Raw genomic sequence first — 11,597 nt, forward strand, 5'->3', positions numbered from 1 at the left:
GTTGCACGAAGGTTATAGAAGCCTTAGTGTTCCTTAGTGCCTTCGAGCCTTTGTGGCTAAAAACTGATGCTCACCGCCCAGGTCCGGCTGAAGAGGCTGCCGGGAGCCAGTTCATTAATGCCTTCCTTTTCGGTGAGTTGCTGGTTATGGTGTACGGAGTCTGCTATACCACACCAGGGTTCCAGGCATACAAAAGGCGCATCGGGGGCGGCCCAGATCCCGAAGAAGGGAAAGTCTTCCCATTCAAATACCAACTGGTGTGCATGTTTTTTTGATCCAAGGATGATCTGGTTATCCGGAATACCCTTTAATACCAGGGCATCTTCCTTGAAAAGTTCCTTCGATAATCCCAGCCTTCCTTCCTTCAATTCAACCATTTCTTTTTGGTCGCTGATCAGGCCATCCTTTAACTTCCATCTTTCCAGGGAAGTGGATCGGTTGAATTGCAGGTAATGGTCTCCGTAAGTCGCACCGGATCGGTCATCCAATAGCGGCACGGCAAAGGCAGGATGCGCCCCAATGGAGAAATACATCGGATGGTTACCTGTGTTGAATACCTGGTAGGTACAGGATAGCTTGCTTCCTTCCAGCCGGTAATGCAGTTCCAGCCTGAAATCGAAGGGGAATACCGCATGGCTGCTGCTATCGGCTTCCAGCGTAAAGACCGCTTCTTTTTCACTTGATTTATGCGCATGGAAAGTCTTCTCCCTGGCGAAGCCATGCCTGGGTAGAGAATATTCTTTCCCGTTATAGTGATAGGTGTTGTCTTTCAGTGAGCCTACAATGGGGAACAGGACCGGGGAGAACTTACCCCAGAATTTATTATCACCACTCCACATAAAATTGGCACCCGAAGACCGGTGCACCAATAATTGCAGTTCCGCTCCCAGGGGATGGATGCCTGCCGTCAGCACTTCATTTTGCAGAACGATCATATCAAGGATTTGAAGGACAAATGTAAGGGCAATGCAGGCTATCTTACCCCATCAGATGGTGGGGCTTGGGCCACAAAGTCTCTAAGACACGGAGTAACACTAAGACGTCTTCGTGTCCCTTCGTGTCTTGGTGTCTTCGTGGCCCCACCAACTAGGGTTGTAACTGCTCTGTATGCCATACCATATCCCAGTTCCAGATGCCATCCCACCAGAAGCCGCCGGCATGCTGGAAACCGAGCTTTTGGTAGAAGCGGATAGCTGCGGGGTTTCCATCCTGCACCCCTCCCCAAAGGACAATATGCTTCCGCTGTGGTACCTGCGTTAATGCCCATTGCAGGAAGTTTTGCGCTATTCCCTTGCTCTGCCATTTTTCTGATAGGGCCGGTGCCAGGGAATACACAGATGCCTGCGGGTAATGGTGACCGTTAGCAGCCAGTCGATGGTTTTCGTTGGCGGCATAGCCTTCTTTTAACAGCAGGTACCCCTCGATGGTGTTCAGTTCAGGGTCTATGGCCACAAAACGGTTGCAGCCATCACTCCCCAGGTTGCGGCAGATATTCTCTATGGTAAAACCATCGAAGGAGTGGGGGGCAAAACGCGACCTCGACTGGTCACTCAGCTGGTAATGGTACCAGTGTTGCAAGGCATCGATATCATTGGATTGCAGTGGACGGAATTGAAGCGACATGTGCTGGAATTTGAAAAGGGTAAAATGATCTCAGGCAGTTGCGGAATGGTTCATGATCCTGTTGGCCAGGTCCAACAGGTGGGTCTCTTCGGCGACGATCCTGGTGGGCTTGCCTTCCTTCCTGCTCCATTTGACCAGCCGGATAAAGCCCCCTGCGATCTCGAGGCCGGTGATGGTGCCGTCTTCGAAACAACAACAGCCGGCATTGAAATAACTGGGTTTCATTTTGCGGAAGGAAAAATTCACATGGTCATATTCCCGCCTGCGCTTGGGGATCTCTGCATTGACCTTCCTGATCTTTTCCTCGTCCCTGTTTTCCCTGGCTTCTTCCAATTGCAGGTAGAGGCGCTCGAGGTGGGTAAGCGAGTTGAAGACCGGCTGGTGGGTATGGCCGGTGATCAATACCACATTTTCCTGGGCAGCGCTCCACTCATACATGAACTGGTTGTGCAGGGTCTTGTTCTCATTGTTGCAGGAAGGGGTATTGGTATTGATCTCCAGGAAACTTTGCAAGGGTCCCCATATCCAGCTGACAAACCATTTGCTGAAAGCGTTGCCATCGCTCTGGGCATCGCCCTGGTGGCCATGGGTGCACAATACATCGATATAGCCATTGGGTAAACTGGCCCTGAGGACGGCACCGGTATAGACCTTGATGCTCCTGCCATACATCTTTTTGAGTACGACTGGCGCGAGCGGATCATTGCCCCAGAAGAGGTCGTGGTTGCCGTAGATCTTCGCATAGGCATTCCGGTCAACAAAGCGTTTTTCCATTTCGAATGTGGCTTTGTTGTATTTGAGGACGGAAGGGAGCAGGTTCTCCCAGAGTTCTTCACTGTCGCCAAGATTGATATAGTAGAAGTTCCTGTTGTTGTAATAGTCGAGTGCCGTGAGGTAGGTCTCTTCACAGACCGCGAAATCATCAGAGCCGTCGCGACTGCCTTTGTGCATATCGGTGAAGATGATGAGGGGATGTTCATCCGGCCGGAAATCGATCAGTGGTCCCTGCTTGCCGGGTTCGGTGATGATGCTGTGGTAGAGCTCCGACAATGCTTTGTTGACGCTTTCCTGTTTGGGGGCAGAGGAGACCTTGTTGGCCAGCCAGGTAATGGGTTTGCGTAAAAAGAACTGCAAGACCGTTTGCACAAAACCCAGTATGGCGAGGAATATTCTTCTCATAAGATGGTAGGGAGGAAGATACGAAATTATTGGGGGAGGGGGGACCACGGGGTCAAGGGGCCACAAAGACACAAAGACACCAAGTAACACGAAGGCGCCTTAGTGCAACTTGGTGTCTTGGTGTCTTCGTGGCCTATACCCTACCTTACCTGAGTGCCTCAATCTTTTTTACCCCGGCAGGGTCTCCCGGAGGGGACCCTGATGTATAAAAGGCGAAATGATTTATGCATCCAATTATCCTCAGCGGGGTCTCTCGCAGAGGACCCCGATGAACTTTTATCCTGCTATTCATCAGGGTCCCCTTCGGGAGACCCTGCTGGGGTGAATTCTCTCTTTATCCTCAGCGGGGTCTCTCGCAGAGGACTCCGATGCACTTTCATCATACTATTCATCAGGGTCCCCTTTGGGAGACCCTGCTGGGGTGAGTATTTATGCATCCAATTATCCTCAGCGGGGTCTCTCGCAGAGGACCCCGATGCACTTTCATCATACTATTCATCAGGGTCCCCTTCGGGAGACCCTGCTAGGGTGGGAATAGTATATTTCGGGAGAACCTCCTGAGGTGAGGGATAGTATATTTCTGGAATCCCTGCTAATGTAAGGAGGAGAGGAAAGTGACTTTCACAGGACCATGCATAGCTCGGGATATAGTTAAAGCTAAAGTGGAAGCAAGACTGTCGTTACCAATACCTTAACAGTTGCATACTAATCATTTCGTAGATTGTTGGTTTAATTGCGTAACTTCAATGAATTGGTTTATTATTTATCAGGGTATTTCTTTCCTACCTTACTTCTTTAGCAAACCTGAATCTTAACAAAAACTGGTATTGGGTCATTTGGTTTTCCTTGGTCCAATGGGACCAGGCCGGTAGTGTTTTCTTCATCTATAAAATTGCAGCCATGGAATTTGAAGTGAATTTAGATGTAAAACGCATTCAGGGATTGACTGATGCGGTATTTGCGGTTGCTATGACCATTCTGATTATTGAGATCAGGATACCGGAAGGGTTGAATGCGGACGTGCTTTCGCGGTATTTTTTCGAAAAGATTCTTCCTGAATTGTTTGTTTATATGCTTGGTTTTGTAACCCTGGGCATATTCTGGATAGGGTCGCATTTCCATCATCACCTGATCACCAAGACCGACAGGGTGAGCAGTTGGCTCAATATCTTGTTCCTCATGTCTATTTGTATGATCCCCTTCTCCGTCGGCTTCCTGAATCATTACCGGCATGAAAAGCTGAGTGTTATTGTCTTCAGCCTGAACCTTATCCTGACAAGTGCCCTGATCTATTTAATGCTATACTATTCCTGGAAGAAGGCGTATATAAAACCCCATTACACCCTGGAACATTTTAAGTATGCGCGAAGAAGGATCATCAGGCCCATCTATTGCTACCTGGCCATCATCCTGATTTCTTTTTTATCCACTCCCATTGCATTCTATTCCCTTTTAATACCCATTATATTACACCTGATCCCGGAGAATGATAAAATGGACATCGAGGATCATATTTTCAATTATTGACCATTTACTATACATAAGGGTCCCTTTCAGGAGACCCTGCTGAGGTGAAGGGGCCACGAAGACACCAAGACACGATGTAACACGAAGTCGCCTTAGTGTAACTTAATGTCTTCTCTCCCCAGCAGGGTCTCCCGCAGGGGACCCTGATGAATAGTAGGAGAGAAATTTATCGGGACTTTAGAAGAGAACTCCTATGAGGTGGTAAGATTTACTATCCCCCGTCGACCCCGTTGAGGTTAATGCCCAAAGGGTTTCAGCTGATTGTTTGAAATTTGTAAGTTTCTGTTTTCCTGCCGTTAAAGGTCGTTGCCGGTACGACCGATCTTTGTACAAATGATGTATTGACCATCATGGATGCCTTCCTGGTAAAAAATTATTTTTTCCATTTGTCCTTTTAATCAATGCGATAATTACTTCAACTAAACAACCTTTTGTATGCCTACTTCACATCCTTCCCATCGCCGCAGTTTCCTGAAAGCAGGAACCTTGTTGGGTGCCGGCTTGCTGGCTGCACCAGTGATCCAAACTGCACAGGCAGTACAAGTTAAGGATTCAGTAACTGGGCAACCCTATAGGGGCCAGCGACGCAAGTTGGGGTCAGGAAAACAACAGATCGAAGTATCGAGTCTTGGACTGGGCTGTATGGGCATGAGCTATCACCGGAGTTTTATCCCAGACAGGAAAGTATCCATTCAACTCATTCGCAGCGCCTATGACATGGGCGTTAATTTCTTTGATACCGCAGAGGCCTATGGGCCCTTCAGGAACGAGGAATTGGTGGGTGAGGCCATCGCCCCGTTCCGGAAGAACATCATCCTCTGCTCCAAGTTTGGCTTCAATATCCAGGATGGTAAATTGTCGGGCCTGAACAGCAAGCCGGCTCATATCAGGGAGGTGGTGGAACAGTCCTTAAGAAGAATGAAGACCGATTATATTGACCTTCTTTACCAGCATCGGGTAGATCCAGCCGTACCCATGGAGGATGTTGCAGGGACCGTTAAGGATCTTATCCAGGAAGGGAAGGTGAAGTATTTTGGTTTGAGTGAAGCCGGTGCGGAATCCATCCGCAAGGCCCATGCGGTGCAACCCCTCACTGCCTTACAAAGTGAATACTCCCTCATGACCAGGGGTCCCGAAGAGGCTGTCTTGAAAGTTTGTGAAGAATTAGGAATTGGATTCGTGCCTTATAGTCCCATCAGCAGAGGTTTCCTCAGTGGTATGATCAATGAAAGGACTAAGTACAACCCAGCTAATGACAACCGGCCAACCCTTCCCCGTTACCAGCCTGATGCCATCAAGGCGAATTGGGCTATGATTGATGCGTTGGTTGAGTTTGGAAACCCCAGGGGACTCACCCCGGCACAGGTTGCCCTTGCATGGCTCTTGGCCCAGCAACCCTGGATCGTTCCAATTCCCGGGACTACTAAGCTGGCCCACCTGCAGGAGAATATGGGGGCAGCCGATTATAGTTTTACTGCTGATGAGCTGAAAGCTTTCAAAGAGATCGTTTCTAAGATCAAGATCGTTGGTGAGCGTTATACTGGAGTGCAGGCGCAGCAAACCAACAGGTAGTGGGAACATCAGGTTCTGACTCCAGCGGGTTCTATTGTATTGAACCTTGATGAGATATAAATGGGGCCACAAAGACGCCAAGACACAAAGTAACACGAAGTCGCTTTTGTGTAACTTAGTGTCTTGGTGTCTTTGTGGCCTATTCCCAACGCTACCTGAATGCCTCAATCTTTTTCTTCCATTCTTCCCCTACTACAATATTGAGTTCGCCCTTGATAATTTTTTCAAAGGCATAGGGTACCCCCACCAATCGTTCGAGGTGGGAAAGCCCGGTGGGATTGGCATGTGTGGGATAGGGCCGCTCCTTGAGTAAGCCGGGGTACAAATTGTGCAGGACCCGGATGGTCTGTACCATCGTATTGACCGGGCGGAAGGCTGTTGCATCCGTAACGATCCATTGCACCCCTTCACACCATTCCTTAGCATATAATCCCCATTCGGGCCGGAATGAATAGGGGATGCATTGGGTGCCGGGAAGTGTAAGGCCATTGATTGCATTCGCCAATTCGGTACTATTGATAAAAGGCGCCCCGATGATGCGGAAGGGTAAGGTAGTTCCCCTGCCTTCGCTGACATTGATGCCTTCAAACAAGCAGGTGCCAGGATAGAGTAATGCCGTGACCGGATCGGTGATGGCTGGCGATGGAGGGATGAAGGGCCAATTGGAAAGATCGGTCAGCGGCAGGGTATCATTGATGTTATGCGGGATGATGGTCAGGTTCAGTCCCTTCACCCTGGTCGCAGCGAAGAAGGACCCCAGTTCACCCAGTGAGCAACAATGGCGGATAGGGATGGACCATCTCCCAATGAAGGAGCTGCAGTGCTGTTCATCCAGCAAGGGGCCTTCAGCAAGGTCAAGGTCCTGGCCAATAGGATTGGGCCGGTCCAGTATCACTAATTCCTTTCTTGCAGCGGCACAGACTTCCATCACATGGGTCAGGGTCCAGAGATAGGTATAGAACCTGCTGCCCACATCGGGAATATCGAACAGGATGCCGTCAAGTTGTTCCAGTTGTTCAGGGGAAGGCGCCCATTGGTTGCCATAGAGACTGGTGACGGGCAAGCCGGTAACGGGGTCCCGGAGGTCAGGCTGTCTTTCCCCATCCGCACCCTGCGCGGTCAACCCATGCTCAGGGGAAAAAAGCAGGCTGACCTTCCAGCCAGCTGAAAGTAGCGCGGTTCGGCTAAGGATGCCAGTTATAGTGGTGGCTGCGTTGTTGGTGACCAGTCCCCAGCGGCGGTCATCGGCTTCGCGCCGCAACCATTGGTCGATCCCGAATAATGGTGTCATAGCAATCGATTAGGCAGGATAAAGCTATTGGATTCTTTGTATTCCTTCTCTTATTGGCCTGCGGTTGTAAATTGCAGTGGCCAATGCGATCAAGCTCGGCCTGTTGCTATGGAATTCGGAAAGATCGACCGTTCATTATTGGATACCGTGGATTTCAGCCTGCCTGCCAATCCCGACCTGAATCATCTTGTGCTGCCCGGCAAAAGGGCTGTCCATCCTGTCATCCATATCGGGGCAACCCGCTGGACCGCTGCTGAATGGCTGGGTAATCTTTATCCGGCAAGGGCGAAGGCGGCTGATTTCCTGAAGTATTATAGCCAGCAGTTCACGACCATTGAATTGAATGCCACGCATTACAAACTTTATTCGGCAGCAGATATGCAAAAATGGGCGGCGCTGATAGCGCAGGAGTCGTTTCGTTTCTGTCCCAAATTGTTCCAGGGCATCACCCATCGGGGTGGACTGAAGGGTAAGGAAGCCATGACCCTTGAATTCGTGGAAGGCATGATGGGACTTGGACAATACCTCGGGCCGGTCTTCCTGCAGTTGTCGGATGGCTTCGGCCCGGGCCGGCAGGTGGAATTGCTGGAGTATTTGTCGACCCTGCCTTCGCAGGTGAAATGGTTTGTAGAATTGCGGCACCCCGACTGGTTCAATAAGCCCACCATAACAGAACATTTCTTCCAGGCCCTCCATACGATGAAGATCGGGGCGGTCATAACGGACACGGCAGGCCGAAGGGATGTCTGCCATACCTATTTGCCTGTCCCTGCCACCATGATCCGCTTTGTGGCCAATGAAGGCCATCCAACGGATAAGCGTCGCTTCGATGCCTGGGTGGATAGGATCGCACAGTGGATCGACCAGGGGCTGGAAGAAGCCTATTTCTTCCTGCACATGGGCGATGACCATTATGTGCCTGATTTTGCGATCTATGCGGCAGAACAATTCAGTGCCCGGACCGGCATTACCGTAAAAGTGCCGGTATTGTTCCCGAAGGAAAACGAACAGGGTAGTTTGTTCTAGCCCTGTTCGTCCGGTTCATAAACGATGTATGACATAGGTCACCACACCCCAGATGGAAAAATCCTCACAGCCTGGATCGATATCAATGGGAGCAAGCTTAGCCGTTTCGGGTAGCAACCTTAGTTTATTGAACTGCTTCTCAAAGCGCCTGATCAGCATTTCGCCGTTGAGCAGGGCAATGACCACTTTCCCGTTCCCTGGTGCAAGGGAGCGATCCACCACCACCATATCCCCATCATGAATGCCGGCGCCGCTCATGGCTTCGCCGCGTACGCGAAGGAAATAGGTGGCAGCCTTGTTGCCCACCAATTCTTCATTAAGGTCTAATTCACGGTCATGATGCTGGCGATGCTGGAAGGCTGTCCTTGATTGATCCCCTTCACGGCCCTGCATCCTGCCGCCACCAGTCGAGGCCGTGTAATACTGTACTGGTTCCATAACACTGTTTTTTGGCGGGTTAGTAAGTGGGACAAATTTATTTGGAAATACTAAAATAATTAGTAAATTTATACTAAATATTTTGGTCGATTAAATCAGTTGGTATGGAGACAGGATACATGATGGGGAAGGCCCATGCGGGGGCAGTGAAGAATGAAGAGGGTTGGGGAGCCTATCGTTTGGTCGTTAAGCCCCGCCAGGAAGCGATGGAGGCCATGCTCAAAGCAGCCTTGGACTATGGCAGGCAGCAGTTCGGGGATTGTTTCCATGCCCTGGAAGAAGTGGAATTGGTGGTTGCGGCGTTTCATATCCGCCAGGAAATGGAGCCCACCCTGATGCGATGGTTGCACCGGGTGATCAGCCAGCAGGAACAATTCCCTATCCGCTGCAATAATTATGGCAGCAAGCGGGAAGACAGTCTCTATATCCGTTTCATGGACCATGGCCCCATCCGGAAGCTGGCGGAACAGCTCCGGCCGGTAGAGGCTTTCCTTCGTACCGATGGCCAGGCCAGGGTAGACCTGGTGGTGCATCCTAAGATGGTGATCGCCTCAGGAATGGGAGGGGAGTTGGCGCGATCGGTATTAATGGATTTTGCCAGCAGGCATTTCGATGGCGGGTTTGAAGTGGAGGCTTTGGAATTGGAGAAGCGGGAGCCAGGAAAGGACAGTAAACAATTGGTGGCCCGGTTTCCCTTATTGCCGGCGGGCTATCGTAAAGACAATAACCTTGAAATGTATTTACCATGAGCATCATGCAGGAGCAGGTAAGTTTGGCCGGTTTGCAGGCATTGCCCGGCTACCAGTTTGTGGATTACCAGTTGATCCTGGCGCCGCCGGATCATTTGCGGGAGAAAGTGAGGAAGGTGCGTGCCCAGTTGCAGGAACATTTCCAGTTGAAGGGCTATGGGCAACCGCCTATTGGCATACCCCTGGTGCGTTTCAGCCAAAGGCTTTTGTTGGAAGAGAAGATCCGCAAGGCCTTTGAGCGGACCTGCATGGCCATCAGGCCTTTCCCTGTACACCTGAAAGATTACCAGGCCTACCCGAGTCATAGTATCGTGATCCCGGTGCTGCAGCATCATCGTTTAAAGGAGTTGGGAGAAAGCATCAAGCCATTGCAATCACTCCTGAGGGCTGATAAAGAGCATGCGCCTTTCTTTTATGACCAGCCCTTTGTTTCGGTGGCCAGGGGCTTAACACCTTTCCAGTTTGAAGAAGCATGGAAGCAATATGCGCAACGGCATTTTACCGGTCAGTTCATGGCCGATGCCTGTCTATTATTAAAGAAGAGAAAGGGGGAGCGGTATTGGCAGATCGCGCAACGCTTCGAATTCCTGGACCTTCCGGTGGCAGTCAAGCAGGGCGAACTCTTTGCCATGGCGTGAGGGGGTATGAAGGTCAAATAGTTGTTTCACACAAAGACACCCACCACAATGTTGTTGGTAGATGCGCAAGGATACACAAAGACGCAGGCTTGCTTTTGAGGTTTTTTCAAGGCTTCAGCGTTTTGGCTTCTCAAAAGGTTTCTTGTTTTAAGAATAAAGAAATGGCCAAGAAGGATGAGATTAAATTGGCGAAGCCAATGCGTTGCGATCTTAAAATCTTCTCAAAAGCAGTTCGTTCCTAGCCTACCCCTAGTGTATTGTTGTAGGAGCCTTTGCGCCTCCGCGTTTCCTTGCGCCTTTGCGTGAGAAATATCCTAGGCATCTCAATTTAAAATAGTACCAAAACGAATTTTCGATCAAACACTATCCTGCATGAACAATGAATCCATCATAAAAGGCCGCGGCGCACAATTCAATACCAGCAACCGCTTCGAACAGCAGGTGTATGGTCGCGACCATGTTGAAGCGATCGATGAATGGGAGCTGCCCGACCAACCTACCCAATACATTGAGCAGGAGGCTAAGTCGCTGGTCAATAAAGTGGACAGTCCGGATGTGGGCATGTTCTACAGCATGAATCCCTACCAGGGTTGTGAACATGGCTGCGTATATTGCTATGCCCGCAACTCCCATGAATACTGGGGCTACAGTGCCGGATTGGATTTCGAACGCAAGGTGGTGGTGAAGAGGAATGCGGCTGAACTATTGCGTAAGTTCCTGATGAAAAAGGATTGGGAATGCAAGCCGCTATCCCTGAGTGGGAATACCGACTGCTACCAACCTGCAGAACAACGGTTCCGGTTAACGCGGCGATTGCTGGAGGTTTGCAATGAATTCAACCAACCCGTGGGCATCATCACCAAGAATGCCTATGTCCTGAAGGATAGGGACCTGCTCACCAAGATGGCATCCCGTAACCTGGTAAGTGTATTGGTGTCGGTCACTTCTTTTGATGAGGACCTGCGGAGGGTCATGGAACCCAGGACCACCACTGCCTCGCAGCGGATCAGGATCATAAGGGATTTATCGGATGCGGGTGTCCGGACGGGTGTGATGCTGGGACCCATGATCCCCGGATTGAATGACCATGAGTTGCCTTCTATTCTTGAAGCAGCAGCCGATGCCGGTGCGAAATTTTCTGCCTATACCTTCATCCGCTTGAATGGGGCGGTAAAGCTTTTGTTCCATGATTGGTTGTATAAACATTTTCCTGATAAAGGGGATAAGGTCTGGCACTTGATCGAGGATGGCCATGGTGGACAGGTGAATGACAGTCGTTTTGGGGTAAGGATGCGGGGTGAGGGACCCATGGCGGAGATGATCCGGCAGCAGTTCAAGAAATTCAGTGCGATCTATGGACTGAATGAAGAAAGATGGGAGTTGGATACCACGCAATTCAGGCATCCGGGACAACAGTTGAAGTTGTTTTAGGGGTAAAGAATTGTAGTTGTTGGGTTATTGCATCGGGGTCCCCTACGGGAGACCCCGCTGAGGTATAATGTTTTACCCCAGCAGGGTCTCCCGTAGGGGACCCTGATGAATAGTGGGATGTAG

11 protein-coding genes are annotated in these 11,597 nt (G+C 50.3%); 6 read left to right on the top strand and 5 right to left on the bottom strand.

The window, feature by feature from the left end:
* Nucleotides 1–56 precede the first annotated feature (56 nt).
* The 3 genes from KJS94_RS16290 to KJS94_RS16300 all read right to left on the bottom strand — a co-directional run bounded on the left by KJS94_RS16290 (nucleotide 57) and on the right by KJS94_RS16300 (nucleotide 2,802).
* On the bottom strand, nucleotides 57–935 hold the full coding sequence (locus KJS94_RS16290; RefSeq protein WP_214448375.1) for an aldose 1-epimerase family protein: 879 nt from the start codon (nucleotides 933–935) through the stop codon (nucleotides 57–59).
* 151 nt (nucleotides 936–1,086) lie between these two features.
* Nucleotides 1,087–1,623, bottom strand: a complete 537-nt coding sequence (locus KJS94_RS16295; protein ID WP_214448374.1) for a GNAT family N-acetyltransferase — start codon at nucleotides 1,621–1,623, stop codon at nucleotides 1,087–1,089.
* A 30-nt stretch (nucleotides 1,624–1,653) separates the two neighbouring features.
* Nucleotides 1,654–2,802 carry a metallophosphoesterase gene (locus KJS94_RS16300; protein WP_239804198.1) on the bottom strand — a complete coding sequence of 383 codons (1,149 nt, stop codon included), beginning with the start codon at nucleotides 2,800–2,802 and terminating at the stop codon, nucleotides 1,654–1,656.
* A gap of 900 nt (nucleotides 2,803–3,702) precedes the next feature.
* Between KJS94_RS16300 and KJS94_RS16305 the strand changes: the two genes are divergently transcribed.
* The gene (locus tag KJS94_RS16305; RefSeq protein WP_214448373.1) at nucleotides 3,703–4,329 is read left to right on the top strand and encodes a TMEM175 family protein; all 627 of its coding nucleotides are present in this window, start codon (nucleotides 3,703–3,705) and stop codon (nucleotides 4,327–4,329) included.
* 435 nt (nucleotides 4,330–4,764) lie between these two features.
* Nucleotides 4,765–5,901, top strand: coding sequence for an aldo/keto reductase (locus KJS94_RS16310; RefSeq protein WP_214448372.1), 1,137 nt, complete (start codon nucleotides 4,765–4,767; stop codon nucleotides 5,899–5,901).
* Between the two features lie 151 nt (nucleotides 5,902–6,052).
* On the opposite strand, the gene KJS94_RS16315 is transcribed toward KJS94_RS16310, so the two are convergent.
* A complete protein-coding gene (locus tag KJS94_RS16315) occupies nucleotides 6,053–7,192 on the bottom strand; it encodes an exo-beta-N-acetylmuramidase NamZ family protein (RefSeq protein ID WP_214448371.1) in 1,140 nt (379 codons plus the stop codon).
* Nucleotides 7,193–7,300: 108 nt separating this feature from the next.
* On the opposite strand from KJS94_RS16315, the gene KJS94_RS16320 reads away from it, so the two are divergent.
* The gene (locus KJS94_RS16320; RefSeq protein ID WP_214448370.1) at nucleotides 7,301–8,218 is read left to right on the top strand and encodes a DUF72 domain-containing protein; all 918 of its coding nucleotides are present in this window, start codon (nucleotides 7,301–7,303) and stop codon (nucleotides 8,216–8,218) included.
* 15 nt (nucleotides 8,219–8,233) lie between these two features.
* Here the strand turns inward: KJS94_RS16320 and KJS94_RS16325 are convergent, their stop codons facing one another.
* Entirely contained in the window at nucleotides 8,234–8,656 is a 423-nt protein-coding gene (locus KJS94_RS16325; RefSeq protein ID WP_214448369.1) for a LexA family protein, read from the bottom strand.
* A 104-nt stretch (nucleotides 8,657–8,760) separates the two neighbouring features.
* Here KJS94_RS16325 and KJS94_RS16330 point away from each other — a divergent pair, with 104 nt between their 5' ends.
* The 3 genes from KJS94_RS16330 (at nucleotide 8,761) to KJS94_RS16340 (ending at nucleotide 11,474) form a co-directional block, all read left to right on the top strand.
* Entirely contained in the window at nucleotides 8,761–9,405 is a 645-nt protein-coding gene (locus tag KJS94_RS16330; RefSeq protein ID WP_214448368.1) for a lipase family protein, read from the top strand.
* Complete coding sequence (locus tag KJS94_RS16335; protein ID WP_214448367.1) at nucleotides 9,402–10,043, top strand: 2'-5' RNA ligase family protein; 642 nt, start codon at nucleotides 9,402–9,404, stop codon at nucleotides 10,041–10,043. Before KJS94_RS16330 ends, KJS94_RS16335 begins: the two co-directional genes overlap by 4 nt.
* A gap of 372 nt (nucleotides 10,044–10,415) precedes the next feature.
* Nucleotides 10,416–11,474, top strand: a complete 1,059-nt coding sequence (locus tag KJS94_RS16340) for a PA0069 family radical SAM protein (RefSeq protein WP_214448366.1) — start codon at nucleotides 10,416–10,418, stop codon at nucleotides 11,472–11,474.
* Nucleotides 11,475–11,597 lie beyond the last annotated feature (123 nt).

It is taken from the genome of Flavihumibacter rivuli (assembly GCF_018595685.2).
Taxonomy (GTDB): Bacteria; Bacteroidota; Bacteroidia; order Chitinophagales; family Chitinophagaceae; genus Flavihumibacter; species Flavihumibacter rivuli.